Source organism: Streptomyces sp. V3I7 (genome assembly GCF_030817495.1).
GTDB lineage: Bacteria > Actinomycetota > Actinomycetes > Streptomycetales > Streptomycetaceae > Streptomyces.
Genome location: NZ_JAUSZK010000001.1, coordinates 5,931,053 through 5,956,702 on the forward strand (window position 1 = coordinate 5,931,053; position 25,650 = coordinate 5,956,702).

A 25,650-nucleotide genomic window follows, 5' to 3' on the forward strand; every position below is an offset into this window, starting at 1 on the left:
GATGACCAGCAACACCCCGATCGTCGAACTCCGCGGCACGGGCAAGTCGTACGGCAACGTCCGCGCCCTGCACGGCGTCGACCTCGCGGTCCACTCCGGCCGGGTCACCTGCGTCCTCGGCGACAACGGCGCCGGCAAGTCCACCCTCATCAAGATCATCTCGGGGCTGCACCGGCACACCGAGGGCGAGGTTCTCGTCGACGGCGCACCGGTGCGCTTCGGCACCCCGCGTGAGGCGCTCGACAAGGGCATCGCCGCCGTCTACCAGGACCTGGCCACCGTGCCGCTGATGCCGGTGTGGCGGAACTTCTTCCTGGGCTCCGAGCTGACCCGGGGCCCCTGGCCGGTCCGCCGTCTGGACATCCCCCGCATGAAGGAGACCGCGGACCGCGAGCTGCGCGACATGGGCATCGTCCTGGACGACCCGGAGCAGCCCATCGGCACGCTCTCCGGCGGCCAGCGCCAGTGCGTCGCCATCGCCCGTGCCGTCCACTTCGGCGCCCGCGTCCTCATCCTGGACGAGCCGACCGCCGCGCTCGGGGTGAAGCAGTCCGGGGTGGTGCTGAAGTACATCGCCGCCGCCCGCGACCGCGGTCTCGGCGTCATCTTCATCACCCACAACCCGCACCACGCCTACATGGTCGGCGACCACTTCAGCGTCCTGCGCCTCGGCACCCTCGAACTCAGCGCCGAACGCCGGGAGATCACCCTGGAGGAGCTGACGAACCACATGGCGGGCGGCTCCGAACTCGCGGCACTCAAGCACGAGCTGGCGACGGTTCGGGGCGTGGACGTGGAGGAGCTGCCCGAGGAGGGGGAGCTCGGCGGGGGCGGTGGCGCGTCGGCGGCGGGCGAGGACGACTGACCGGTGTCCTGGGCCCGCTGCCGTACCGCTTCGTGGTCGGACCACTGCGGGATGTGAGGGGGCGGCGCTCCCGACAGGCGATGACACGAGGGGGCTCCTATCCTCGTGATATCAGGGCCGTCCGGTCGCCCGCGAGGGCAGGACGTACGCCGGACGCACCTGCCGGCCGGTCCCGTTCCGCCGACTTCACCGACAGCCGCGGGACCGGCCTCCTCCCTGTTCCGCAGCGTTCTCACGGGGGAGCAAGCATGGCGCACGCGAGAAGACGACGACTGCGCGACGGAGCCGTCGCAGCCCTCGCGGTCGGAATGCTCGCGGTCCCGGCCGCGGGCGGATCCGCCGCGGCCCTGCCGCCCTCGACCACCGCTCCCTCGACCACCGCCCCCACGGCCGGACAGCCCTCGCCCTCCCCCTCCGGCGACGACGTCCGCGCCCTCACGCCCGCCGTGCAACGGCAGCTCGACGGGGCCGTACGGCAGGTCATGCGCGAGGCGCGCGTCCCCGGCGTGACCGTCGGGATCTGGACCCCCGACAAGGGACAGTACGTCCAGTCCTTCGGCGTCGCCGACAAGAGCACCCGCCAGCCGATGTCCCCCGACCTGTACACGCGGATCGGCAGCGAGACCAAGACGTTCACCGTGACGGCGCTGCTCGAACTCGTCGACAGCGGCAAGGCCGGCCTGGACGACCCGATCGGCAAGTACATCAGCGGCGTACCGAACGGCGACCGGATCACGCTGCGCCAGCTGGCCGGGATGCGCAGCGGGCTCTTCAACTACAGCGAGGACGACGACTTCTTCAAGGCGCTGACCTCGGACCCGGAGCGGCCGTTCACGCCGCGCCAGCTGCTCGACTACTCCTTCGGGCACCCCGTGCTCTTCCCGCCCGGCGCGAAGTTCGACTACTCCAACACCAACCTGATCCTCCTCGGCCTGGTCATCGAGAAGGTCAGCGGCCGCCCGCTGGGGGAGTACATCCGGCAGACCATCCTCGAACCGGCCGGTCTGCGGCACACGCTCTTTCCGCAGGGCAACGAGTTCCCGACGCCCCACGCGCAGGGCTACACCGACCAGACCGCGACCGGCCGCGTCGAGAACGCCACCGACTGGAACCCTTCCTGGGGCTGGGCGGCCGGCGCGATGATCTCCGATCTGGAGGACCTGCGCGTCTGGGCGCGCACCGTGGCCACCGGTGAACTGCCCGACGGCAGCACCCTGATCAGCCCCGCCACGCAGAAGCAGCGCCTCACCACACCGGCGACGCCGATCCCCGGCGCCGGGTACGGCCTCGGCATCTTCGACGTCCAGGGCTGGATCGGGCACAACGGCTCCCTGCCGGGCTACGAGACGCTCACCATCTACCTCCCCTCCGCCCGGGCGACCGTCGTCGTGCTGCTCAACACCGACATCAACGCCAAGGGGGAGGAGCCCAGCACCCTGTTCGGCGACGCGATCACGAAGATCATCTCGCCGGACCACGTGTTCAACCTCCCCGCCCAGCCAACGGCCAAGTGAGCGGGGGAGGTTCAGTCGGCGCGGACCTCCGCGACGGTCACCGGCCGGTGCTCGCGCAGCGACAGCGTGCACGCCTCCGCGATCCAGCCCGACTCCAGCGCGTCCGCCACCGTGCACGGAGACGGCCGGGTGCCGGCCACCACCTCGGTGAACGCGGCGAGTTCGGCACGGTAGGCGTCGGCGAAGCGGTGCAGGAAGGAGTCGTACGGGGTGCCCGCGGGGAAGGTGACCCCGGGTTCGGCGGAACGCAGGGGGAGTTGGTCGTCCAGGCCCACGGCGAGGGAGTCGGCGAAGCCGTGCAGCTCCAGGCGTACGTCGTGACCCCGGGCGTTGTGGCGGCTGTTGGAGACCAGGGCGACGGTGCCGTCGTCCAGGGTGAGGAGCGAGCCGGTGGTGTCGGCGTCGCCCGCCGCCCGGATGTAGTCGGCACCCCGGTTGCCGCCGACGGCGTACACCTCGGTCACCTCGCGGCCGGTCACCCAGCGGATGATGTCGAAGTCGTGCACGGAACAGTCCCGGAAGATGCCCCCGGACGCGGCGACGTACCCGGCCGGCGGGGGCGCCTGGTCGAAGGTCGTCGCGCGGACGGTGTGCAGCTTGCCCAGCTCACCGGAGCGCACGGCCGCGCGCGCCGCGCCGAAGCCCGCGTCGAAGCGCCGGTTGAACCCGATCTGCACGGGCACCCCGCTGCCCTCGACGGTCCTGAGCACGTCCACACCCTCCCGCATGGTGCGGGCCACGGGCTTCTCGCAGAACACCGGGACCCCGGCCTCGACCCCGGCCAGCACCAGGGCCGGGTGGGCGTCGGTGGCCGCCGCCACGACGATGCCGTCCACCCCGGCGGCCAGCACCTCCTCCGGCGAGTCCGCGACCTCGGCCCCGAACCGGTCGGCGGCCGCCTTGGCCGCGTCCGCGACCGGATCGGCGACGACGAGCGACTCGACGGCGTCCAGCGCGGACAGGGTCTCGGCGTGCAGGGTGCCGATACGGCCGAGGCCGAGGATTCCGATACGCATGACGGAGCTGCTCCTTGAGGGGTCGGGAAGGTGGGCAGGCAGTCAACGGCGTTACGAGGAAGGCACCTTGACCCATGTGCCGCTCTCGCTGGACCGCGCCATCGCGTCCAGTACGGCGGCACTGTGCACGGCGTCGGCGAGGGTGGTGCCGTACGGGGTCGCCTCGGCGATCGAGCGCAGGAAGCGGGCGGCCTCGATGACCTTGAGGTCGTCGTAGCCCATGGCGTTGGCCGCGCCAGGCTGGAACGCGCCGAACTCGCCGTCCCCCAGCCCGACATACACCGTGCTGACCGGCTGGTCCTGGTAGGTGGTGCCGCGGCTGACCGCGAGCTCGTTCATCCTGCGGAAGTCCCAGAACACCGCGCCCCTGGTGCCGTGCACCTCGAAGCCGTAGTTGTTCTGCTCGCCGACCGAGACCCGGCAGGCCTCCAGGACACCGCGGGCGCCGGAGGCGAACCGCAGCAGACAGTTGACGTAGTCCTCGTTCTCGACCGGGCCGCGCTCGCCGCCCGGGGCGCGTGCATGGCCCGCAGTGCTGCCCGTCGGACGCGCCCGCTCGGGAACGAACACCGCCGTGTCGGCGACCAGGGAGACGATGTCGCCGAGCAGGAAGCGGGCCAGGTCGGCGCCGTGCGAGGCGAGGTCGCCGAGCACCCCGCTGCCGCCGCGCTCACGCTCGTACCGCCAGGTCAGCGCGCCGTCGGGGTGGGCCGCGTAGTCACTGAACAGCCGGATCCGGACGTGGGTGACGGAGCCGAGCTCGCCGGAGGCGATCAGCTCACGGGCCGCCTCCACGGCGGGCGCGTTGCGGTAGTTGAAGCCGACGGTGCCCTGGACGCCCGCCTTGGCGACCGCGTCCGCGACCACGCGCGCGTCGTCGGCCGTCAGCCCGACCGGTTTCTCGATCCAGATGTGCTTGCCGGCCTCGGCCATCGCGACGCCGATCTCGCGGTGCAGGAAGTTCGGCGCGGTGATGCTCACCGCCCGGACCTGAGGATCGGCGGCCACCTCGCGCCAGTCACGGGTGGCCGAGGCGAACCCGAACCGCGCCGCGGCCTCCTCCGCCCGCCCCGGTACGTCGTCGGCGACCGCCAGCAGCCGCGGCCGTACGGGCAGCTGCGGATAGTGGTGCGGGACACGGGCGTACGCCTGCGTGTGCACCCGCCCCATCCAGCCGAACCCGATGACGGCGACCCCGAGCGCATCCACCATGGCAGCCCTTCTCCGGACCAGGTCCCTTGTCTGTCCAGCCACCCTGAGCGGACGGACCGCGCCTGTCAATCGAACGGAAGCGGCGGCTCCGGCCCCGCGCACGGAACGCCGGACAGAACCACCCGTACGCGTACGGTAAGGTTGACCTGCGCGATCACGCGGAACACCGCGTGGCGACGCCTCGGGACGTGGCGCAGCTTGGTAGCGCACTTGACTGGGGGTCAAGGGGTCGCAGGTTCAAATCCTGTCGTCCCGACTCGGAAGAGTCGTAGATCAGGGGCTGTCTCGGAGAAATCCGAGACAGCCCCTGACCCGTTTTCGGGGAGCAGTTGTGGACCAGTCGTGGCCCAGGCCGGGACCTGAAGGACTGCTTTGTGTCATGCTTCGGTCATGACTGACCGAGACGACTGGGGCAGCAGACTGCGGACCGATCGACCTCACTCAGCGCGTGTGTGGGACTACCTGCTCGGCGGGAAGAACCACTACCCGGTGGACAGTCAGGCCGGCGAGCTGATCCTCAAGACCTTCCCCGAGTTCGCGGCCATCGCCCGGGTGCAACGGCGCTTCCTGGAGCGAGTGGTGCGGTTCCTGGCGCGCGACGCCGGGATCCGCCAGTTCCTCGACATCGGTACCGGGTTGCCCACCACCTGTAACACCCACGAGGTCGCCCAGGGCATCGCGCCCGAAAGCAGGATCGTGTACGTGGACAACGACCCCATCGTTCTCGCCCACGCCGATGCGCTGTTGGTCAGTGCGCCAGAAGGAAAATGCGCCTACCTCGACGCCGATGTGCGCGATCCGCAGAAGATCCTCACCCAGGCGGCTCACACACTGGACTTCGACCAGCCCGTCGGCCTGATGCTGCTCAACATCATGGGCCAGGTCTCGGACGAGGAGGAGCCCGAGCGGATCGTGGCCGAACTCATCGACGCGCTGCCGCGCGGCAGTTACGTGGCCTTGAGCGACGGCACGGCCACCAACGACCAACTCCAGGCGGCCGTCGAAGCGTACAACGCACAGTCCGTCAACACGTACCACCTGCGCTCACCCGAGCACATCGGGAGCTTTCTGCGGGGGACGCGTCTGGTCGAACCAGGCTTGGTCAGGTCTGCCGACTGGCGCCCGGACCCTGACTCTGCGGGGACCCCGCAGGAGCAAGGGCACGCGGTCGGGGCGGTAGGCCTGAAAGAGTAAGAGCTCCTTCGAGGTTGAACTAACAGCCGTGGGTACCGAGTTGACGTGGGGCGGCCTAGAGAGATGAGGCCGGAGGGTGGGCGCCGGCGCCGTCGACGAGGGTGGCCAGGGCGGTCGCCAGGCGGGACAGTCCGGGGCCCGCCGGGCCGCCGGGCTCGGTCATGTAGGTGTCCCGGCGGATCTCCACCATGAGCGCGCCGACACGCGGCTCCCTCCCGTGGAACTCCAGCGGGACGTACGCCCCGCCGAAGGGACTGTCGAGCCCCGTCTCCCCGCACCCGGCGAACGCCTCGCGGGCCAGCTTCGTCAGCGCGTCGGGCGTGTGGAAGGCGTCGGTGCCGATGCAGACGGGTGGGCGCGGGCCGGTGCCGTGCAGTTCGTAGGGGAGCGGTTCGGCCGGGTAGGAGTGGACGTCGACGACGATGGCCCGTCCGGTGGCGGCGAGCCGGTCGCGTACCGCCTCCGTCATCGCCCGCGCGTACGGCCGGAAGTAGCCGGCGAGGAGCGGTTCGGGGTCGGTGTGTTCGGGGCGCAGCGGGGCGCCGTGCGTGGTACGCGTGTACACGGCGCCCATGCCGGCCGTCAGCATCTCCTCCCGCTCGTCCGGAAACCGTTCCGGATCGACGACCAGCCGCGACAGCCGGTTGACGAACTGCCAGGGCGTGACCCTCGCCAACTGGGCCGCAGCCTCGGCGATTTCCGCCGTGTGGGCGTCGGTGATGTGGTCCAGCTCCCGCTCCAGCGCTACGTCGTCCAGCATGATGTCCGACCGCACGGAGGGCGGTATCTCCCGTGCGGAGTGCGGCACATGGAGGATCACGGGGGAGTCCTCGGCGCCGGGCAGGAGTTCGAAGGAGGGCGGCGCGGCAGGGGTCATGGGGCTGCTCCCGGGGCGTTGTCCGTGGCGTGGTGCACGATCAGGAGTGTTCCGGACACACCTCCGCCCCGGCCGGGCGGTGCCGGACGGGGCGGAGGCTACGAGCGGGCGGGCCGGCCGGAGGCCGGGGGCGTCAGCTCAGGGACGCGAGGGTGTCGTTCCAGGTGGCCGACGGGCGCATGACCGCGTCCGCCTTGGCCTTCTCCGGCTGGTAGTAGCCGCCGATCTCGGCCGGGGAGCCCTGGACGGCGATCAGCTCGTCGACGATCTTCTGCTCGTTCGCGGCGAGCGCCTCGGCGAGCGGGGCGAAGGCCTTGGCGAGCTCGGCGTCGGCGGTCTGCCGCGCCAGCTCCTGCGCCCAGTACAGGGACAGGTAGAAGTGGCTGCCGCGGTTGTCGATGCCGCCCACGCGACGGGTCGGCGACTTGTTCTCGTTGAGGAAGGTCGCCGTCGCGCGGTCCAGGCTGTCGGCGAGGACCTGCGCGCGGGCGTTGCCCGTGGTCTTCGCGAACTGCTCCAGGGACGGCACCAGGGCGAAGAACTCACCCAGGGAGTCCCAGCGCAGGTAGTCCTCCTTGACCAGCTGCTGGACGTGCTTCGGGGCGGAGCCGCCGGCGCCCGTCTCGAACAGGCCGCCGCCCGCCATGAGCGGGACGACCGACAGCATCTTGGCGCTGGTGCCCAGCTCCAGGATCGGGAACAGGTCGGTGTTGTAGTCACGCAGCACGTTGCCGGTCACCGAGATGGTGTTCTCGCCGCGGCGGATGCGCTCGACGGACAGCTTGGCCGCTTCGACCGGGGCGAGGACACGGATGTCCAGGCCCTCGGTGTCGTGCTCCGGCAGGTACTGCTCGACCTTGGCGATCAGCTGCGCGTCGTGGGCGCGGGTCTCGTCCAGCCAGAACACCGCCGGGTCACCGGTGGCGCGGGCGCGGGTGACGGCCAGCTTGACCCAGTCGCGGATCGGGGCGTCCTTGGTCTGGCAGGCGCGGAAGATGTCGCCCTCGGCGACCGGCTGCTCGATCAGGACGTTGCCGGCCTGGTCGACCAGACGGACCGTGCCCGCGGTGGCGATCTCGAAGGTCTTGTCGTGGGAGCCGTACTCCTCGGCCTTCTGCGCCATCAGGCCGACGTTCGGGACCGTGCCCATGGTGGACGGGTCGTAGGCGCCGTTCGCGCGGCAGTCGTCGATGACGGCCTGGTAGACACCGGCGTACGACGAGTCCGGGATCACCGCGAGGGTGTCGTGCTCCTCGCCGTCCGCGCCCCACATGTGGCCGGAGGTGCGGATCATGGCCGGCATCGAGGCGTCGACGATGACGTCGGACGGTACGTGCAGGTTGGTGATGCCCTTGTCGGAGTCGACCATGGCGAGGGCCGGGCCCTCGGCCAGCTCGGCGTCGAAGGACGCCTTGATCGCGTCGCCCTCGGGCAGGGACTGAAGGCCCTTGAGGATGCCGCCGAGACCGTCGTTCGCGGACAGGCCGGCGGCCGCCAGCGTCTCGCCGTACCGCTCGAACGTCTTCGGGAAGAAGGCGCGCACCACGTGACCGAAGATGATCGGGTCGGAGACCTTCATCATCGTGGCCTTCAGGTGCACGGAGAACAGGACGCCCTCCTCCTTGGCGCGGGCGATCTGCGCGGCCAGGAACTCGCGCAGGGCGGCCACGTGCAGCACGGAGGCGTCGACGACCTCGCCCTGAAGGACCGGCACGGACTCGCGCAGCACGGTGGTGGTGCCGTCCTCGGCGACCAGCTCGATCTTCAGCGCGCCGTCCTCGGCGATGACCACGGACTTCTCGGTGGAGCGGAAGTCGTTCTCACCCATGGTCGCCACGTTGGTCCTGGACTCGGAGGACCAGGCCCCCATGCGGTGCGGGTGGTTCTTGGCGTAGTTCTTGACCGAGGCGGGGGCACGGCGGTCCGAGTTGCCCTCACGCAGGACCGGGTTCACGGCGGAACCCTTGATCTTGTCGTAGCGGGCGCGGACCTCGCGCTCCTCGTCGGTCTTCGGGTCGTCCGGGTAGGCCGGCAGGGCGTAGCCCTTGGCCTGGAGCTCGGCCACGGCGGCCTTCAGCTGCGGGATCGACGCCGAGATGTTCGGCAGCTTGATGATGTTGGCCTCGGGCCGCTTGGCCAGCTCGCCCAGCTCGGAGAGGGCGTCGGCGATGCGCTGGTCCTCCCGCAGGTACTCGGGGAAGGCGGCGATGATGCGGCCGGCCAGCGAGATGTCCCGGGTCTCCACGGCGACACCGGCCTGCGAGGCGTAGGCCTGGACCACCGGCAGGAACGAATGCGTTGCCAGGGCCGGGGCCTCGTCTGTGTAGGTGTAGATGATGGTCGAGTCAGTCACCGGGTGCTCCGCTCCACGTCTGCAACATTGCTCGACATCAAGATATCTCGTGAGCGACCCGCACTCGACAGGGGTCCGCGACTTGTGCCGGCCGCGGACCCCGCGAGCGTCAGTCGAGCCGGACGGAGTCCGCCTCGCCCGGTTCGCGCTCGGCGGTGCGCTGCTGCGGGATCACGACGTTGCCCTGCTGGAGGGCCACCGTGCGGACGGGCGAGGGGATGCGGATGCCCTCGTCGCGGTAGCGGCGGTGCAGGCGCTTGATGAACTCGTGCTTGATCCGGAACTGGTCGCTGAACTCGCCGACGCCCAGGATGACCGTGAAACCGATGCGCGAGTCGCCGAAGGTGTGGAAGCGGATGGCCGCCTCGTGGTCGGGGAGGGCGCCGGTGATCTCCTTCATGGTCTCGGTGATCACCTCGGTGGTCACGCGCTCGACGTGGTCCAGGTCACTGTCGTAGCTCACCCCGACCTGGAGCAGGATCGTGAGCTTCTGCTCGGGCCGGGTGTAGTTGGTCATGTTCGACTTCGCGAGCTCCCCGTTGGGGATGACCACCAGGTTGTTGGAGAGCTGGCGGACCGTGGTCTGGCGCCAGTTGATGTCCACGACATAGCCCTCCTCGCCGCTGCTCAGCTGGATGTAGTCGCCGGGCTGGACGGTCTTGGAGGCGAGGATGTGGATGCCCGCGAAGAGGTTGGCGAGCGTGTCCTGGAGGGCGAGCGCGACGGCCAGGCCGCCGACGCCGAGGGCGGTCAGCAGGGGTGCGATCGAGATGCCCAGCGTCTGGAGCACCACCAGGAAACCGATGGCCAGGACCAGTACCCGGGTGATGTTGACGAAGATCGTGGCTCCGCCGGCGACCCCGGAGCGGGACTGCGTGATCGTCCGCATCAGGCCCGTGACCACCCGGGCCGCGGAGACCGTGATCACGATGATGAGCCACACGGTCAGGATCTGGTTGACGTGGTGCTGGACCGTCCGCGTCAGCGGCAGCGCCACGCCCGCGCCCGCCAGGCCGGCCGCTATGGCACCCCACGGCACGATCGAGCGCAGGGCGTCCACCATGACGTCGTCGCCGCTCCAGCGGGTGCGCTTGGCGTGCTTGGCCAGCCAGCGCAGCAGCCCGCGCGACAGGAACGCCACCACCAGGCCGGCGGCCAGGGCGATGCCGGCGAGGACGAGATCGTGCAGGGTCACGTCGCGGTTCATCGGTCACCTCCACCAGGGCGTGCTGCGGCGCCCGAGAACGGCGCCGTCGGCCGGATGTGAAGTTGTGTCACGTTGTCACCTGCTCGCTGTCCGGGATGTGCGAACGTGCCGACCGTACGAAGGTTCGATGGTGGGCGCGTGTGCTCATCCTGCCGCATCCCGTAAGGCAGTTCGTACCGGACGAGGGTGCGCGGACACCCCCGCCCGGCGGGCCGAACGGACGGATCAGGCGATGTCGTCGGTGAGTTGGGCCGCGTCGTGGCCGGTGCCGTCGGCAGCCGTGGCGGGCGTCGCGTACGTCCGGCGGGCGACGTACCACCACACGCTGGCCAGGACCAGTACGACGACGAGGGCCACCGAGGCGTAGTTCATCGTGTCGACGGTGACCGGTGAGGACTGCGGCAGACAGAACAGCACCGTGACTCCCGTCACCCACACGACCGCGATCCACCCGACCGGCCTGCTCCACCGGCCCAGGCTCCACGGACCCGGCCGGAAGCGGCTACCGGCGCGCAGGCGCAGCAGCACCGGGATGGCGTACGCGGGCGTGATGCCGATGACGTTGATGGCGGTGACCGCGCCGTACGCCGTCGCCGAGTACAGCGACGGCAGCGCAAGCAGCCCGGCGACCACCACCGACAGCCACACCGCCGCGACAGGCGTGCGCGTACGGGCGCTCACCCGGCGCCAGAGCGCCGAGCCGGGCAGCGCGTTGTCCCGGCTGAACGCGAACACCATGCGGCTGGCGGCGGCCACTTCGGCGTTGCCGCAGAACAACTGGGCGACGATCACGACGAGCAGCAGGGCGCAGGCCCCGTTCGTGCCGAGCGCGTCGAGCAGAATCTGCGCGGGCGGCACCCCCGTGGCGCTCGCGCGGGTGGCGTCGTAGTCCTGGATGGCGAAGGTCAGCCCGGCCAGCAGCACGAAGCCCGCGATCCAGGAGACCCAGATGGAGCGCACGATGCCGCGCGCCGCCTGGACGGAGGCCCCGGCGGTCTCCTCCGACAGATGCGCGGAGGCGTCGTAACCGGAGAACGTGTACTGCGCGAGCAGCAGGCCGATCGCCGTCACGTACAAGGGGCTGGACCAGCCGGTGTCGTTGACGAACGTCGTGAACACGAAGGACGGGGAGCGGTGGTGGTCGGGCAAGATCGCCAGCGCACCGACGATGAGGGCGACACCGGCCAGATGCCACCAGACCGAGACGGAGTTGAGCAGGCTGACCAGGCGGACGCCGAACAGGTTCAGCACGGCGTGCAGGAGCAGGATCGCGACGAAGATCAGCATCGTGCGGCCGGGAGTCGGCTCGAAGCCCCACCGGAGGTTGGCGAAGGCGCCCGTGAACAGCGCGGCGCCGTAGTCGATCCCGGCGATCGCGCCGAGCAGGCCCAGCAGGTTCAGCCAGCCCGTGTACCAGCCCCAGCGGCGGCCGCCGAGCCGGTCCGCCATGTAGTAGAGCGCGCCCGACGTCGGATACGCGCTGGTGACCTCGGCGAGCGCGAGCCCCACGCACAGCACGAACAGACCGACGCCCGCCCAGCCCCACAGCATCACGGCGGGCCCGCCGGCGCCCAAGCCGAAGCCGTACAGGGTCATGCAGCCGGACAGGATCGAGATCACCGAGAAGCTGATCGCGAAGTTTCCGAAACCGCCCATGCGGCGGGCGAGTTCGGGGCGGTAGCCGAGCTCCCGGAGCCGCTCTTCCTCATCGGGGTGCGGTGGTGAGGGTTCGGAGACGGGGGACATGAGGGACAACCTCCAACGGGTCGACGGCAATCGGTCGCGCGAACGGGAGGATGCCCTGTGCAACCCGAACTCAAGTTTGTTCAAAGTGATTTGACGATAAATCAGGTGTGCTTGACGTGCCTGGGGCGCGGCGGCAGGCTGTCGCGCGGTGATCCACGAGGGAAGGGAAGGGGCCGGAATGACAGGTGCGGTGCTCGCCGTGGACCAGGGCACATCCGGCACCAAGGCCCTGGTCGTCTGTCCCGAACGCGGCGTCCTGGGTGTGGGATTCGCTCCGGTACGCCCCCGCCAACTGTCCGGCGGGCGGGCCGAGGTCGACCCCTTCGAGCTGTACGACTCCGTCGTGGACGCCGGGCGGCAGGCTCTGGCCGGGGCGGACGAGCCCGTCGTGGCGATGGGGCTCGCCAACCAGGGCGAGACGGTCCTCGCCTGGGACCCGGACACGGGCCGCCCGCTCACCGACGCACTCGTCTGGCACGACCGGCGCGCGGAGAGCGTCTGCGCCGACCTCACCGAACACGCGGATGAATTACGGCAGTTGACCGGACTGCCCCTCGACCCCTACTTCGCCGCCCCCAAGATGGCGTGGATCCGCGGCCATCTCACCCGCGAGGGGGTGGTCACCACCTCGGACGCCTGGCTGATCCACCGGCTCACCGGGGGGTTCGTCACCGACGCCGCCACCGCCGGCCGTACGCAACTACTGGACCTCGACAGCGCGACCTGGTCCGCACGCGCCCTCGACCTGTACGGGCTGTCCGACGAACGGCTCCCGGACGTCGTCGACACCGCGGGTCCCGTCGGCACGACCACCGCCTTCGGCCCCGAGCACCCCGAGATCCCGCTCACCGGCCTGGTCGTCGACCAGCAGGGCGCCCTGCTCGCCCACCGCATCACCGGACCCGGAGGCGTCAAGTGCACCTACGGAACAGGCGCGTTCCTGCTCGCGCACACCGGTGACACGCCCCGGCGCGGTCCGTCCGGGCTGGTCGGCTGTGTCGCCTGGCGGCTCGACGGACGGACCAGCTACTGCCTCGACGGGCAGGTCTACACGGCGGCCTCGGCCGTCCGCTGGCTCACCGAGCTCGGCGTCATCAACGGGGCCGCCGACCTCGACCGCGTGGGCGGGGCCGTACCCGACGCCGGAGGCGTGACCTTCGTGCCGGCGCTGGCCGGGCTCGCCGCCCCCTGGTGGCGCGGCGACCTGCGCGGCTCGCTCACCGGCCTCGGCCTCGACACCACCCCCGGGCACGTGGTGCGCGCCCTGTGCGAGGGCCTCGCCGCCCAGGTCGTCGCCCTCTGCGAGACCGCAGCCACCGACCTCGGTGTGCCCTTGACCGCGCTGCGCGTCGACGGCGGCCTCACCCGCTCGTCCCTGCTCATGCAGACCCAGGCCGACCTGCTGCAACGCCCCGTCGAGGTGTCCGCGCTCCCTGAGGCGACCTCGCTCGGCGTCGGCGCCCTGGCCCGGCTCGGCGCCGACACGACGCTCAGCGTCGAGGACGTGCTGCCGGACGGCAGACCGGCCGCCGTGTACGAGCCGCGCATCGGCGCCGACGAGGCCGCCGAACGCCTCGGCCGCTTCCGCGCCGCCGTCACCACCCTGCTCGCCTCATGACGGTCACCGCCCGCGGGGCGCTGCCCTCGACGCCGTACGACGTGACCGTCGTCGGCGCCGGCGTCGTCGGCTGCGCGATCGCCCGCGAACTGGCCCGCCACCCGCGGCTGCGCGTCGCGCTCGTCGAGGCCCAGGACGACGTCGGCCAGGGCACGTCGAAGGCCAACACCGCCATCCTGCACACCGGTTTCGACGCCACGCCCGGCTCCCTGGAGGCCCGGCTGGTCCGGGAGGGCTCCCGCCGGCTCGCCGCGTTCGCGGCCGAGTCCGGCATCCCCGTCGAACCGGTCGGCGCGCTGCTCGTGGCCTGGGACGAGGAGCAACGCGCCGCGCTGCCCCGCCTGGCCGAGAAGGCCGAGCGCAACGGGTACCGCGCGGCCCAACTCCTCGACGCCGCTCAGCTCTACGCACGCGAACCGCACCTCGGCGCCGGTGCGCTGGGCGCCCTCCACGTGCCCGGCGAGAGCATCATCTGCCCGTGGACGACGACCCTGGCGTACGCGACGCAGGCGGTCCTCCATGGCGTGGACCTGCACCTCAACTCGGCGGTACAGCAGGTGAATCGGCCGGAAGGCGCCCACCTGCTCACCACCGATCGGGGCACCCTGCGCACCCGCTGCCTGATCAACGCGGCGGGACTGCACGCCGACACCCTCGACCGCGACCTGGGCCACCACGACTTCACGGTCACCCCGCGCCGCGGACAGCTCCTCGTCTTCGACAAGTTCGCCCGCTCGCTGGTTCGCCACATCCTGCTGCCCGTCCCGACGGCCCTCGGCAAGGGCGTCCTGGTCACCCCGACCGTGTACGGCAACGTCCTGCTCGGCCCCACCGCCGAGGACCTCGACGACAAGCGGGCCACCGCTTCCACGGCCGACGGCGTGGCCCTGCTGCGCGAGAAGGGCCGCCGCATCCTGCCAGCGCTGCTCGACGAGGAGGTCACCGCCGTCTACGCCGGGCTGCGCGCGGCCACCGAGCACGACGACTACCGCATCACGGCCCACCCCAGCCAGGCGTACGTCACCGTCGGCGGCATCCGCTCCACCGGCCTGACCGCGTCCCTGGCCATCGCCGCGCACGTGACCGAGCTGCTGGCGGACACCGGCCTCGCTCTCGGCCCCGAGCGGGAGCTGGAGCCGGTGCGGATGCCCAACCTCGGCGAGGCCTTCCCGCGCCCGTACCAGCTCGCCGAACTCATCGACGCCGACCCGGAGTACGGCACGCTGGTCTGCCACTGCGAGCGGGTGTCCCGCGGCGAGATCCGCGACGCCCTGGCCGCGGTGATCCCGCCGAACAGCCTCGACGGACTGCGCCGCCGGACGCGGGCCAGGTCAGGCCGATGCCAGGGATTCCACTGCGGCGCTGCGGTGCGGGCGTTGTTCGAGGAGGGCCAGCGGTGAGCGGACTTCGTGAAGTCGCGGGCGCCGTACGCCACGTCGACGTCCTCGTCGTCGGCGCGGGCCCCGCCGGACTCGCGGCCGCCGCCCGCCTGGCCGCCGCCGGTACGCGCCGTGTCGAGGTGTTGGACCGGGAGCAGCAGGCCGGGGGAGTGCCCCGGCACTGCGCCCACGGCGGATTCGGCCCCTGGCTCCACCCCTTGACCGGCCCGGCGTACGCCCGCCTGCTCACCCGGGCGGCGGTGCGCGCGGGGGCGGTCGTACGGACCGGGGTGACCGCCCTCGACTGGGCGGGCCCGTCCACGCTGACCGCGGTCGGTCGGGGCGGGCCGGAGACGATCGAGGCCCGGGCGGTGGTCCTGGCCACCGGCGCCCGCGAACGCCCCCGCACGGCAAGGCTGGTGCCGGGCACCCGGCCTGCCGGGGTGTACACGACGGGCGAGTTGCAGCAGGCGGTGCACCTGTACGGGCAGCGCATCGGCAGCCGGGCGGTGGTGATCGGCGCAGAAGAGGTCTCCTACGCCGCCGCCGACACCGTACGCGCGGCGGGCGCGGAGGTCGTCGCCATGGTGACGGACCTCCCGCAGGCCCAGGTGAGCCCGGGTCGCGCCCTCAACGCCCGCCTGCGGCAGGGGATTCCGCTGCTGACCGACGCGATGGTCGATGAACTCGTCGGCCGTGGACGGCTGTCGGCCGTCCGCCTGCGCCACCACGACGGCCGTACGACCGTACTTCGTTGCGACATCGCCGTGTTCACCGGCGACTTCGTGCCCGAGCGCGAGCTGGCACGGCGTGGTGACCTCGTCCTTGACGCGGGCACGCGCGGCCCCGCCGTCGACGGTGGCCTGCACACCTCCCGGCCGGGTGTCTTCGCCGTCGGCAGCGTGCTGCACCCCGCCGAGAGCGCGGCGACGGCGGCCCGCGAGGGCGCGCACGCGGCCGACGCCGTACGGCGACGGCTCACGGGCGACGCCTGGCCGACCGGCGTTCCGCTCACCGTGGCCGCGCCCCTGCGCTGGATCGCCCCGAACCGCGTCACCCCGGCCGACGAGCTGCCGTACGTCCTGCGCACCACGATCTCGCTGCACCGCCCCGTACTTCAGGTGACCCAGGACGACCGCCTGCTGCACCGCTCACGCAGCCTGCGCACGGCACTCCCGAACCGCACCGTGACGCTGACGGCGAGCTGGACGCACCGCGTCGACGCGGGGGGCGGTCCGGTGCGGGTGACCGTTGCCTGACTGACCGGCCGCCGGCGGAACAAACCGCTCAGACACTCGACGCGGCGGTCCCCTTTCCCCGAGTTGTCGTCCTTTACACTTTCGCCGTCACTCAGCGTGAGGATCCATATGAGAAACGTGATGGGAGCGCTGCGAAGTCCGCGGCGTCCTTTTGTACTCGGCGCGGCACTGACCGTCGCGCTCGTCGCGCAGTCGGCCGTACTCGTCGAACAGCACATGCAGATCCAGAGTCTGCAGACGCAACCCGTCGACTTCGATGAGCACCTCAAGGCCGGACCTCCCGGCCCGTCCGGTCCTCCCGGACCTGTCGGCCCGGCGGGACCCATCGGCCCTCCCGGCAAGGACGGGGCGGACGGGACGGACGGCAAGGACGGCACCAACGGCAAGGACGGCAAGGACGGCACCAACGGGAAGGACGCTGTCGCGCCGCCGGCGAGCTAGAGCCCCGGCCGCAGTCACCCCCGTGAACCGTCGCCCTTTGCACTTTCGCCGTCAGGCAGCGTGAGGATCAATGTGAGAAGCGTGAAAGAGGCGTGGCGCAGCCCGCGCCGCCGCCATGTGCTCGGCGCGGTGCTGACCATCGCGCTCGTCGCGGAGACAGCCGTGCTCGTCGCCCACCAACAGGAGCTCGACGACATGCAGATGCAGCGCGTCAGTCTCCAGGACGGCGGCGTCGGGCAGGGACCGCCCGGCCCGCCGGGCCCCTCCGGCCCGTCCGGCAAGCCCGGCCCCACCGGCCCGACCGGCGTGCCGGGGGAGGACGGTGACGACGGTGACGACGGCAGGAGGGGCCATAACGGAAGGCGAGGACGTGACGGCAGGGACGGAAGGGTCATCCCTGCCCCCAAGAAGTGACAGCCCGTTCACACCTCCCCGAACGACCCGTGCCGCCCCGCACCCCCGGCGAACCGAGCCGCCCCCTCCATCGCCTCCGCCAACACACCCATCCCGTAGCGGAGTTCACTCCGCATCGCCGCCTCCTCGTCCTGGCCCTCCTGCTCCAGGACCGAGGCCCGGTCGCCCCGCAGGCACGCCTGCGGGAAGCGGGCGATGGAGGCCGCCAGTTGCTCCGCCTCGACGCGGGAGCGGCCGGTCGGGACCACGCGGTTGGCCAGGCCGATCTCATGCGCCTCGGCGGCGGCGACCGGGCGGCCGGTGAGGATCATGTCCATCGCCCGGCTGGTGCCGATCAGGCGGGGGAGGCGGACCGTACCGCCGTCGATCAGGGGGACGCCCCAGCGGCGGCAGAACACGCCGAAGACGGCGTCCTCCTCGGCGACCCTGAGGTCGCACCACAGGGCCAGTTCCAGGCCGCCGGCGACGGCGTGGCCCGCGACCGCGGCGATCACCGGCTTGGACAGGCGCAACCTCGTCGGGCCCATCGGGCCGTCACTGTCCGTGGCGACGCGGTTGCTCCGCTCGGTGCCCATCGCCTTCAGGTCCGCGCCCGCGCAGAACGTGCCGCCCTCGCCCCACAGCACCGCCACCCGCGCCTCGGGATCCGCCTCGAACGCGCGGAAGGCGTCGGCGAGTTCGGTCGCCGTCGGCCCGTCCACCGCGTTGCGCACCTCCGGGCGCGAGATCACCACCGTCGTGACCGGGCCCTGGCGTTCGATCCTGACCGGCATGTGTCCCTACCCCACTCCCCGTCGCGCTTGTGTGCGGGCGGCAGGCTACAGGGCGGGAGCGCTCAGATGACCTGGCGTACGCCGGGCCGCCGGCTTGTCGGGAGGGGGAGGAGGGGGTGCGCCGGAATCTCGGTTGACCTCAAGGACGCTCGAGGTTCTACCGTTCTTTCCATGAGCATGGAAACCACCGCCTGGATGCAGCTGCACAGCGTGATGACCGCGCAGGAGGAGCGGCGCCCCTTCGCCCGCGCCACCCTGCGCCGCATCGGCGCCTTCGCCCGTCCGCACCGCCGCCGCATCGTGCAGTTCGTGCTGCTCGGGGTGGTGACCGCGCTGCTCGCCGTGGCGACGCCGGTCCTCGCCGGGCGCGTCGTGGACGCGATCGTGTCGCACGGCGACGCGGGCCGGGTCGTCCGGCTCGCCCTGCTGATCGCCCTCATCGCGGTCGCGGAGGCGGGGCTCGGCATCCTCGCGAGACGCCTCTCGGCGACGCTCGGCGAGGCGCTCATCCTCGACCTGAGGACCGCCGTCTTCGACCACGTGCAGCGCATGCCGGTCGCCTTCTTCACCCGCACCCGCACCGGGGCCCTCGTCAGCCGCCTGAACAACGACGTCATCGGCGCACAGCGCGCCTTCAGCAACACGCTCTCCGGGGTCGTCAGCAACTTCGTCACCCTGATCCTCACCCTCGCCGTGATGCTCACCCTGTCCTGGCAGATCACCCTGCTCGCGCTGGTGCTGCTCCCGGTGTTCGTGCTGCCCGCGCGGCGCATGGGCAGCCGGATGGCGCGTATGCAGCGCGAGGCGGCCGCGCTCAACGCGGCGATGGGCACCCGTATGACCGAGCGCTTCTCGGCGCCCGGCGCCACCCTGATCAAGCTGTTCGGCCGTCCGGACGAGGAGTCGACCGAGTTCACCGCGCGCGCCGCCCGGGTGCGCGACATCGGCGTCCGCACCGCGACCGCCCAGTCGGCGTTCATCACCGCGCTGACCCTCGTGTCCTCCCTCGCCCTCGCCCTGGTCTACGGCCTCGGCGGCTGGTTCGCGCTGCGCGGCACCCTCGAAGCGGGCGCCGTCGTCTCCCTGGCCCTGCTGCTGACCCGCCTGTACGCCCCGCTCACGGCGCTCGCCGGAGCCCGCGTCGAGGTCATGAGCGCCCTGGTCAGCTTCGAGCGGGTCTTCGAGGTGCTCGACCTCGACCCGCTGATCAAGGAGAAGCCCGTGGCGCGCGAGGTGCCCGAGGGTCCGGTCGCCGTCGAGTTCGCGGACGTCCGCTTCGGCTACCCCGCCGCCGACAAGGTCTCCCTCGCCTCCCTGGAGGAGGTCGCCACCCTCGACACCCGCGGCGGCGACGAGGTCCTGCACGGCATCTCCTTCCGCGCCGAACCGGGCCAGACCGTGGCCCTCGTCGGCTCCTCCGGCGCCGGCAAGTCGACCATCGCGCAACTGCTGCCGCGGCTGTACGACGTCGACGAGGGCGCCGTACGCATCGGCGGCACCGACGTCCGCGACCTCAGCGCCGCCTCCCTGCGCGCCACCCTCGGCATGGTCACCCAGGACGGCCACCTGTTCCACGACACCGTCCGCGCCAACCTGCTGCTCGCCCGGCCCGGGGCGAGCGACGACGAGCTGTGGGACGTCCTGACCCGCGCCCGCCTGGAGGAGGTCGTACGCGCCCTGCCCGACGGGCTGGACACGGTGGTCGGCGAACGCGGCTACCGGCTCTCCGGCGGCGAGCGCCAGCGCATGACCATCGCCCGGCTGCTGCTCGCCCGCCAGCGGGTCGTCATCCTCGACGAGGCCACCGCCCACCTGGACAACACCTCGGAGGCGGCCGTCCAGGAGGCGCTGACCGAGGCCCTGGAGGGCCGTACGGCCGTGGTGATCGCGCACCGGCTGTCGACCGTACGGGCCGCCGACGTGATCCTCGTGGTCGAGGGCGGCCGCATCGTGGAGCGCGGCACGCACGAGGAACTCCTCGTCGCCGACGGCCGGTACGCGGAACTGCACCGCACCCAGTTCGCCAAGCAGGACGCCGAGGTGGCGGCGAGCTGAGCGCCCGCCGCCCCGAGTGACTCGCCCTGCCCCTTGATCAGTTCGGCCCTGCGGCGAACACCCGGCTGGCGAGGAAGTCCTCCGGCTCCAGCCGCATGAGGTCGTCCTTGCCCAGCGCCCCCGCGTCACCGTCCACCAGCCGGTTGGCCTGCCGCAGCCGGGCGCGCTCCACGGCGTTGCGGACACTGCGGGCGTTGGCGAACCGCGGCTGCTCGCGGCGCCGTTCCAGATAGTCCCGGACGGTGGAACGGGCCGCCGGGGACAGCTCGTATCCCTGCTCGCGCACGATGAGTTCGCTGATCTGCTCCAGCTCCTCCAGCGAGTAGTCGGGAAAGTCGATGTGGTGGGCGATGCGTGAACTCATCCCGGGGTTGGACTGGAAGAAGGTGTCCATCCGGTCCTTGTAGCCGGCCAGGACGACCACGAGGTCGTCGCGCTGGTTCTCCATCACCTGCAGCAGGATCTCGATGGACTCCTGCCCGTAGTCGCGCTCGTTCTCCGCGCGGTACAGGTAGTAGGCCTCGTCGATGAACAGCACGCCGCCCATGGCGCGTTTGAGGACCTCCTTCGTCTTCGGCGCGGTGTGCCCGACGTACTCGCCGACCAGGTCGTCCCGGGTGACGGTGACCAGATGGCCGCGCTCCAGATAGCCGAGCTGCTTGAGCAGCGCGGCCATCCGCAGGGCCACCGTCGTCTTGCCCGTGCCGGGACTGCCGGTGAACGACATGTGCAGGTTGGGCCGGTTGGACGAGAGGCCGAACCGCGCCCGCTGCCGGTCGACGAGCAGCAGCGCCGCGATCTGCCGGATGCGGGTCTTCACCGGGCGCAGGCCGACCAGTTCACGGTCCAGCGCGTCCAGTACGTCGTCCACGCCCGACTTGCGCCGCTCCGCGTCCAGGTCCACCGTCGCGTCGTCCGGCAGGAGTTGCTCCACCGGGTCGTCGGCGGCCGCCTCGGTGCCGGGTGCGGAGGGGCGCATACCGAAGGCCGGACGCCCCTGGTCGCCGCCGGTCATCGGGGGCGGCCCGGCGCGTAACGCTCGCCGGAGGGGCGGTCGGTGGCGTACGCCTGCGTCGTGTACTGGATGCGGCGGTCGCTCACCTCGGTCCGCTGGAGCCGGAAACCGGGCTCGTCGTCGGGGCGGTTGACGATGAACGACAGCGCGGTGGTCTGCCGGCCGAGGCGCGCGTCGTAGGCGTTGACGCGGACGTAGTGCTGGGGGTACGCCCGGCGGCACTCGTCGACCTCGAACATCACGCCCGCGGCGTCGCGCAGGTCGAACATCGGCAGGCCCCACATCTCCCAGTAGGTGTTGCGGGGGTGCGGGTCGTCGGTGAACTCCACCGACAGTGGCCAGTCGTTGTCCAGCGCGTACTGGATCTGCCGCTGGATCTCCTCGTCGGTCAGGTCGGGCAGGTAGGAGAAGGTGCCCTGGGTGATGCGCATGTTCTTCGTTCCTCCCGGTCGTCAGGCCGTGGTCGGGGTGGGGACGACGTCCGGTGTGTCCGTGGACGCATAGGTGAAGGTGACGTCGCCCCAGGTGGACAGCGCGACGTCCAGGGGACGGTGGTGCTTGGCGGCCGCGCGCAGGATGTCCGGGCCCTCGGCGAGGAAGTCCCGGCCCTCGTTGCGCGCCTTGATCATCGCTTCGAGCGCGACCCGGTTGGCGCTTGCGCCGGCGGCGATGCCCATGGGGTGGCCGATCGTGCCCCCGCCGAACTGGAGGATCACGTCCTCGCCCAGGTAGTCCAGGAGTTGGTGCATCTGACCGGCGTGGATGCCACCGGAGGCGACCGGCATGACCCCGGGCAGCGAGGCCCAGTCCTGGTCGAAGTACAGGCCCTTGACCGGGTCCGCCTCCACCTTGTCCAGCCGCAGCGTGTCGTAGAAGCCGCGCACGGAGTTGGGGTCGCCCTCCAGCTTGCCGACGACCGTGCCCGCGTGGATGTGGTCGACGCCCGCCAGGCGCATCCACTTGGAGATCACACGGAAGCTGACGCCGTGCGTCTTCTGCCGGGTGTAGGTGGAGTGGCCGGCGCGGTGCAGATGCAGGATCACCCCGTTCCTGCGGGCCCACTTGGCCATCGACTGGATCGCCGTGTAGCCGATCGTCAGGTCGATCATCACGATGACGCTGCCGAGCTCCTTGGCGAACTCGGCCCGCTCGTACATGTCCTCCATCGTCGCCGCGGTGATGTTGAGGTAGTGGCCCTTGGTCTCACCGGTCTGCGCCTGCGCCTTGTTGACCGCCTCCATGCAGAACAGGAACCGGTCCCGCCAGCGCATGAACGGCTGCGAGTTGATGTTCTCGTCGTCCTTGGTGAAGTCCAGCCCGCCGCGCAGCGCCTCGTACACCACCCGGCCGTAGTTGCGGGCGGACAGACCGAGCTTCGGCTTCGTCGTGGCGCCCAGCAGCGGACGGCCGTACTTGCCGAGGTGCTCGCGCTCCATCACGATGCCGTGCGCGGGGCCCTGGAAGGTCTTGGCGTAGTGCGGCGGGATGCGCATGTCCTCCAGGCGCAGCGCCTTGAGGGGCTTGAAGCCGAAGACGTTGCCGATGATGGACGAGGTGAGGTTCGCGATCGAGCCCTCCTCGAACAGGTCGAGGTCGTACGCGATGTAGGCGATGTACTCGCCCTCGGCGCCCGGCACCGGATCCACCCGGTAGCACTTGGCCTGGTAGTGGTCGTACGCCGTGAGCCGGTCCGTCCAGACCACCGTCCAGGTGGCCGTCGAGGACTCGCCCGCCACCGCGGCGCCGGCCTCCTCCGGCGGCACGCCCGGCTGCGGCGTGATGCGGAACGCGGCGAGGACGTCCGTCGGCTTCGGCTCGTAGTCCGGCTGCCAGTACCCCATTTCGGCGTAGGGAATGACTCCTGCGCCCCAGCGCTCGGCCATGTCTTCTCCTGACGATGGGTGACTCGGGATGTCTCCATGCTGGCGCCGAACCCTTCGTATATCCATCAAGTCTTTCGGCGGATACTTGAGTGATCGCTCAAGGGTTGGATCCGGAGCGCCGCGATCCCGGATCCGGAGGGCCGCGATCCCGACCGTGTCCGGCGTCTTTACCTGCGGCTTCTTTTCGGGGTATCTATGGCGGCATGCTGTTGCGCCAGTTGGAGTACCTCAGTGCTTTGTCGCGCGAGGGCCACTTCGGGCGCGCGGCCGAGGCGTGCCATGTGTCCCAGCCCGCGCTGTCGTCCGGCATCCGCAAGCTGGAGGCGGAGCTCGGTGTGCGGATCGTCCAACGGGGCCAGCGGTTCGAGGGGTTCACCCCCGAGGGCAAGCAGGTGCTCCAGTGGGCGCACCGGATGCTCGCGGAGCAGGACGCCCTGCGTCACTCGCTGTCGAGCATGCGCGGCGGGCTGTCCGGGGTGCTGCGCATCGGCGCGGTCCCCACGGGGCTGACCATCGCCTCGATGCTGACCACACCGCTGCACGCGCGGCACCCGATGATGCAGTTCTCGCTGGAGTCGATGTCGTCGCGCGAGATCGTGGCCCGGCTCAACGAGTTCGACATCGACGTCGGCATGACCTACGTCGACGGCGAACCCCTGGGCAAGGTGCGGGTGGTCCCGCTGTACCGGGAGCGGTACCTGTTCCTGACGCCGCGGGAAGGGGCGTTCGGCGAGCAGGACTCGGTGAGTTGGGCGGAGGCCGCCTCGGCGCCGCTGTGCCTGCTCACCCCGGTGATGCAGAACCGCCGTATCCTCGACGGGTACTTCGCCGAGGCCGGCGCGACGGCCGGGCCCGTCGTCGAGACCGACACCGTCTCGGCGATCTACGCGCACATCGCCTCGATGCGGCTGTCCAGCGTCATCCCGCATGCCTGGCTGCACAGTTACGGCGTACCGGAGGGCACCCGGCTGCTGGCGCTTCCCCGGCCGAAGCGGGCCGTCCACGTCGGACTGGTCCTCGCCGACCGCGCCCCGGAGTCGCTGCTGGCCCGCGCCCTGGTGGACATCTCGCGCCAGATCGACATGCGGGGCGAACTCGACCGCGTGATGCGACGTCACGTAGACGGCCTGCGCCCGCTGGGCGAGGAGGAAGGGGAGGGAGTCATTCCGAGAGCCCGAGCGGATGCGGAGCAACGGGCTTCATAAATCCTGGTTATGACCAGATTCGCAAAGAAAGTTTGACCTGGGTCACACACGCCCTTAATTTTTCAGCGCACCACCGCTGAGGCGACCGAGCTTGTACGTCGCCGTCGCCCGTGTCGGACGTCACCCGCTGCGAGCGCATGCACCAGCCACCACCTCAGCCACTCACAGGATACTCGCACAAGGAGGTGGACAGTGGCTGCACTGTCCTTCCTGGACCGCGAGCACACGGTTGCCCGGCCCGGCTACAGTCGTTGGCTGATACCACCCGCTGCGCTCGCCATCCATCTCTGCATCGGCCAGGTCTACGCCACCAGCGTCTACAAGACCGCGCTGGTCCAGGACTTCGGCACGACGCTCACCTCGATCGGTGTCATCTTCTCCATCGCCATCGTCATGCTCGGCGTCTCGGCGGCGGTCATGGGCACCTGGGTCGACAAGGTCGGCCCGCGCAAGGCGATGTTCACCGCCGCCTGCTGCTGGTCCGCCGGATTCCTCATCGGCGCCCTCGGCATCGCCACCGACCAACTGTGGCTCGTCTACGTCGGCTACGGCTTCATCGGCGGCATCGGACTCGGCATCGGCTACATCTCCCCGGTCTCCACGCTCATCAAGTGGTTCCCCGACCGGCCGGGCCTGGCCACCGGCATGGCCATCATGGGCTTCGGCGGCGGCGCCCTCGTCGCCTCCCCGCTCTCCCGTGAGCTGCTCGCCTTCTACGACGGCCACGGCGACACGGCGGCGGTCGCCTCCGGCGGCGCGGTCGCCAAGCTGTTCGTGACCCTGGGAGTCGTCTACTTCCTGGTCATGATGCTGGGCGTCTTCACCGTCCGCGTCCCGGCCCCCGGCTGGCGGCCGGACGGTTTCGACCCGGCGCAGCTGAAGGCCAAGCCGATGGTGACCACCGCGCACGTCTCCGCCGCCAACGCCATCAGGACACCGCAGTTCTGGCTGCTGTGGACGGCGCTGTTCTGCAACGTCACCGCGGGCATCGGCATCCTGGAGCAGGCCGCCCCGATGATCCAGGACTTCTTCCGCAAGGGGGAGACGTCGAGCGTGACCGTGGCCGCCGCGGCCGGGTTCGTGGGCCTGCTGTCGATCTTCAACATGACCGGCCGCTTCGCCTGGTCCTCCGCCTCGGACTTCATCGGCCGCAAGCCGATCTACGTGGTCTACCTCGGTGTCGGCATGGTCCTCTACACCCTGCTCGCCCTGGTCGGGTCCACGTCCACGGCCCTGTTCGTCCTCCTGGCCGCCGTCATCATCTCCTTCTACGGCGGCGGTTTCGCGACGGCTCCCGCCTATCTGCGGGACCTGTTCGGGACGTACCAGGTCGGTGCCATCCACGGCCGGCTGCTCACCGCGTGGTCCATGGCGGGCGTCGTCGGACCGCTGATCATCAACGGCATCCTCGACGCGCGGGGCACCCCCGGCGAGCTGACCGCGAGCGACTACCGGCCGGCGCTGTTCACCATGGTCGGTGTCCTGGCGGTCGGCTTCGTCGCGAACCTGCTCGTCCGGCCCGTCGCCGCCCGCTGGCACGAACCGGCCGGGACGCCGCAGACCAGCGCGGCCGCGCAGGCCGCCGCCCCCAACTGAGCGGCAAGCCACAACTGGCCACCACCCG

At 71.0% G+C, this 25,650-nt stretch carries 21 protein-coding genes and 1 tRNA gene; 12 read left to right on the top strand and 10 right to left on the bottom strand.

The genetic code is table 11. From position 1 onward, the window contains the following. Position 1: 1 nt before the first annotated feature. Both QFZ74_RS27455 and QFZ74_RS27460 read left to right on the top strand, forming a co-directional pair. On the top strand, positions 2 to 865 hold the full coding sequence (locus QFZ74_RS27455; protein ID WP_307623515.1) for an ATP-binding cassette domain-containing protein: 864 nt from the start codon (positions 2 to 4) through the stop codon (positions 863 to 865). 248 nt (positions 866 to 1,113) lie between these two features. Beyond that, positions 1,114 to 2,379 (top strand): serine hydrolase, encoded by a 1,266-nt coding sequence (locus QFZ74_RS27460; protein WP_307623516.1) that lies wholly within the window; start codon positions 1,114 to 1,116, stop codon positions 2,377 to 2,379. Between the two features lie 11 nt (positions 2,380 to 2,390). Here QFZ74_RS27460 and QFZ74_RS27465 read toward each other — a convergent pair whose 3' ends face one another. Next, the gene (locus QFZ74_RS27465; RefSeq protein WP_307623517.1) at positions 2,391 to 3,395 is read right to left on the bottom strand and encodes a Gfo/Idh/MocA family oxidoreductase; all 1,005 of its coding nucleotides are present in this window, start codon (positions 3,393 to 3,395) and stop codon (positions 2,391 to 2,393) included. Positions 3,396 to 3,446: 51 nt separating this feature from the next. Beyond that, positions 3,447 to 4,607: a Gfo/Idh/MocA family protein gene (locus tag QFZ74_RS27470; RefSeq protein WP_307623518.1), complete on the bottom strand. Its 1,161-nt coding sequence runs from the start codon at positions 4,605 to 4,607 to the stop codon at positions 3,447 to 3,449. Between the two features lie 182 nt (positions 4,608 to 4,789). On the opposite strand from QFZ74_RS27470, the gene QFZ74_RS27475 reads away from it, so the two are divergent. Further along, positions 4,790 to 4,863 (top strand) — tRNA-Pro (locus QFZ74_RS27475). A gap of 134 nt (positions 4,864 to 4,997) precedes the next feature. Further along, positions 4,998 to 5,801, top strand: a complete 804-nt coding sequence (locus tag QFZ74_RS27480; RefSeq protein ID WP_307623519.1) for an SAM-dependent methyltransferase — start codon at positions 4,998 to 5,000, stop codon at positions 5,799 to 5,801. Between the two features lie 55 nt (positions 5,802 to 5,856). On the opposite strand, the gene QFZ74_RS27485 is transcribed toward QFZ74_RS27480, so the two are convergent. The 4 genes from QFZ74_RS27485 to QFZ74_RS27500 form a co-directional block, all read right to left on the bottom strand. Next, positions 5,857 to 6,678, bottom strand: a complete 822-nt coding sequence (locus tag QFZ74_RS27485) for an N-formylglutamate amidohydrolase (protein WP_307623520.1) — start codon at positions 6,676 to 6,678, stop codon at positions 5,857 to 5,859. A gap of 133 nt (positions 6,679 to 6,811) precedes the next feature. Then, positions 6,812 to 9,031, bottom strand: coding sequence for an NADP-dependent isocitrate dehydrogenase (locus tag QFZ74_RS27490; protein WP_307623521.1), 2,220 nt, complete (start codon positions 9,029 to 9,031; stop codon positions 6,812 to 6,814). A 109-nt stretch (positions 9,032 to 9,140) separates the two neighbouring features. Then, complete coding sequence (locus QFZ74_RS27495) at positions 9,141 to 10,238, bottom strand: mechanosensitive ion channel family protein (protein ID WP_307623522.1); 1,098 nt, start codon at positions 10,236 to 10,238, stop codon at positions 9,141 to 9,143. A gap of 225 nt (positions 10,239 to 10,463) precedes the next feature. Then, the gene (locus QFZ74_RS27500; protein ID WP_307623523.1) at positions 10,464 to 11,984 is read right to left on the bottom strand and encodes an amino acid permease; all 1,521 of its coding nucleotides are present in this window, start codon (positions 11,982 to 11,984) and stop codon (positions 10,464 to 10,466) included. A 178-nt stretch (positions 11,985 to 12,162) separates the two neighbouring features. Between QFZ74_RS27500 and QFZ74_RS27505 the strand changes: the two genes are divergently transcribed. The 5 genes from QFZ74_RS27505 (at position 12,163) to QFZ74_RS27525 (ending at position 17,095) form a co-directional block, all read left to right on the top strand. Continuing rightward, on the top strand, positions 12,163 to 13,602 hold the full coding sequence (locus QFZ74_RS27505) for an FGGY family carbohydrate kinase (RefSeq protein ID WP_307623525.1): 1,440 nt from the start codon (positions 12,163 to 12,165) through the stop codon (positions 13,600 to 13,602). Further along, positions 13,599 to 15,002 carry an FAD-dependent oxidoreductase gene (locus tag QFZ74_RS27510; RefSeq protein WP_307623526.1) on the top strand — a complete coding sequence of 468 codons (1,404 nt, stop codon included), beginning with the start codon at positions 13,599 to 13,601 and terminating at the stop codon, positions 15,000 to 15,002. Before QFZ74_RS27505 ends, QFZ74_RS27510 begins: the two co-directional genes overlap by 4 nt. Then, positions 14,999 to 16,240 (top strand): NAD(P)/FAD-dependent oxidoreductase, encoded by a 1,242-nt coding sequence (locus QFZ74_RS27515; protein WP_307623527.1) that lies wholly within the window; start codon positions 14,999 to 15,001, stop codon positions 16,238 to 16,240. Before QFZ74_RS27510 ends, QFZ74_RS27515 begins: the two co-directional genes overlap by 4 nt. A gap of 108 nt (positions 16,241 to 16,348) precedes the next feature. After that, complete coding sequence (locus tag QFZ74_RS27520) at positions 16,349 to 16,681, top strand: hypothetical protein (RefSeq protein ID WP_307623528.1); 333 nt, start codon at positions 16,349 to 16,351, stop codon at positions 16,679 to 16,681. 72 nt (positions 16,682 to 16,753) lie between these two features. Next, entirely contained in the window at positions 16,754 to 17,095 is a 342-nt protein-coding gene (locus QFZ74_RS27525) for a hypothetical protein (protein WP_307623529.1), read from the top strand. Between the two features lie 8 nt (positions 17,096 to 17,103). On the opposite strand, the gene QFZ74_RS27530 is transcribed toward QFZ74_RS27525, so the two are convergent. Beyond that, positions 17,104 to 17,868 (bottom strand): crotonase/enoyl-CoA hydratase family protein, encoded by a 765-nt coding sequence (locus QFZ74_RS27530; protein ID WP_307623530.1) that lies wholly within the window; start codon positions 17,866 to 17,868, stop codon positions 17,104 to 17,106. Between the two features lie 177 nt (positions 17,869 to 18,045). Here QFZ74_RS27530 and QFZ74_RS27535 point away from each other — a divergent pair, with 177 nt between their 5' ends. Further along, on the top strand, positions 18,046 to 19,923 hold the full coding sequence (locus QFZ74_RS27535; protein ID WP_307624298.1) for an ABC transporter ATP-binding protein: 1,878 nt from the start codon (positions 18,046 to 18,048) through the stop codon (positions 19,921 to 19,923). Positions 19,924 to 19,960: 37 nt separating this feature from the next. Here the strand turns inward: QFZ74_RS27535 and cbbX are convergent, their stop codons facing one another. Genes cbbX through QFZ74_RS27550 form a run of 3 tightly spaced genes read right to left on the bottom strand, consistent with a single transcriptional unit; the run spans position 19,961 to position 22,821 of the window. Further along, complete coding sequence (cbbX, locus tag QFZ74_RS27540; RefSeq protein WP_307623531.1) at positions 19,961 to 20,938, bottom strand: CbbX protein; 978 nt, start codon at positions 20,936 to 20,938, stop codon at positions 19,961 to 19,963. Further along, a complete protein-coding gene (locus QFZ74_RS27545) occupies positions 20,935 to 21,369 on the bottom strand; it encodes a ribulose bisphosphate carboxylase small subunit (protein WP_307623532.1) in 435 nt (144 codons plus the stop codon). The genes cbbX and QFZ74_RS27545 overlap by 4 nt, the downstream gene beginning before the upstream one ends. Before the next feature lie 21 nt (positions 21,370 to 21,390). Continuing rightward, positions 21,391 to 22,821: a form I ribulose bisphosphate carboxylase large subunit gene (locus QFZ74_RS27550; RefSeq protein ID WP_307623533.1), complete on the bottom strand. Its 1,431-nt coding sequence runs from the start codon at positions 22,819 to 22,821 to the stop codon at positions 21,391 to 21,393. A gap of 203 nt (positions 22,822 to 23,024) precedes the next feature. On the opposite strand from QFZ74_RS27550, the gene QFZ74_RS27555 reads away from it, so the two are divergent. Further along, positions 23,025 to 24,026, top strand: coding sequence for a LysR family transcriptional regulator (locus tag QFZ74_RS27555; protein ID WP_307623534.1), 1,002 nt, complete (start codon positions 23,025 to 23,027; stop codon positions 24,024 to 24,026). A gap of 201 nt (positions 24,027 to 24,227) precedes the next feature. Further along, a complete protein-coding gene (locus QFZ74_RS27560) occupies positions 24,228 to 25,622 on the top strand; it encodes an OFA family MFS transporter (RefSeq protein WP_307624299.1) in 1,395 nt (464 codons plus the stop codon). Positions 25,623 to 25,650 lie beyond the last annotated feature (28 nt).